This window comes from Vibrio sp. Vb1755, from assembly GCF_033338635.1.
GTDB classification, from domain to species: domain Bacteria; phylum Pseudomonadota; class Gammaproteobacteria; order Enterobacterales; family Vibrionaceae; genus Vibrio; species Vibrio alginolyticus.
Genome location: NZ_JAWOTA010000321.1, coordinates 1 through 1,082, shown reverse-complemented (window position 1 = coordinate 1,082; position 1,082 = coordinate 1). Strand labels below are relative to the sequence as shown.

Genomic DNA, 1,082 nt, shown 5'->3' with positions numbered 1-1,082 from the left:
GTGGCTGGGTCTTGTGGAAAGTCATCAATCGCAATCAACTGCCGGATGGCTTGTACTCGATTTTGACCGTCAGCGGCGGCTTGATCATTTTCGCGTTGTCGAACTCGTTAGGCGGCAGCGGTATTTTGTCGATTTACCTCGTGGGTTTATTGCTGGGTAACCGTCCAACGCGCAGCCGTCATTCGATTCTGCATGTGTTAGATGGTATGACGTGGCTAGCGCAAATTGGCATGTTCCTCGTGCTTGGTTTGTTGGTTACGCCGTCGAACTTGCTGAGTATTGCGGTGCCAGGCTTGGCGCTTGCGTTTGGTATGATTTTGTTTGCCCGTCCTATTTCCGTGTGGATTGGACTGCTGCCATTTAAGAGTTTCACGCCACGTGAAAAGTGGTTTGTCTCTTGGGTTGGTTTGCGTGGCGCGGTGCCAATCATTCTTGCGGTATTCCCTATGATGGCTGGTTTACCAGACGCGCAGCTGTACTTCAACTTGGCCTTCTTCGTGGTTATGGTATCGCTGATCGTTCAGGGCGGTACGCTGACCAAAGCGATGTCGCTTGCCAAGGTTGAGTTGCCACCAAAGCCCGAGCCAATCTCTCGCACTGGTGTGGAGATTTACCCAACCAGTGAGTGGGAACTGTTTATCTACCGATTGAAAGCGGATAAATGGTGCATTGGCGAAGCGCTGCGTAGTTTGTCGATGCCTGGGGGCACGCGCATTGCGGCTGTTTTCCGTAATCAAGAACTGCTTCACCCATCGGGCAGTACCAGGTTGGAAGAAGACGATACCCTATGTGTATTGGCTCAAGAGAAAGACTTAGCTGCACTGAGCTTGTTGTTCAGTGAAGCGCCGGAGAAAGCCTCTCTGACTCGTTTCTTTGGTGATTTCTTCTTAGATATTGAAGTGAAGCTGGCCGACGTGGCGATGATGTACGGTTTGAATTTGGGCGATGAACTGCAAGATAAAACCTTGAGCAATATTGTTGAAGAACAGCTGGGTAGCACGCCTGTTTTGGGCGACCAGTTTGAATGGCAAGGATTGCAATGGGTAATCGCGGACGTGGTGGATCACCAAGTGACTAAGGTT

The 1,082-nt window shown here is 50.6% G+C and carries 1 protein-coding gene; it reads left to right on the top strand.

From position 1 onward, the window contains the following. Window positions 1–1,082, top strand: a 1,082-nt coding sequence (locus tag R7E00_RS24860) for a potassium/proton antiporter (protein WP_318124888.1), incomplete at both ends; no start/stop codon positions are given.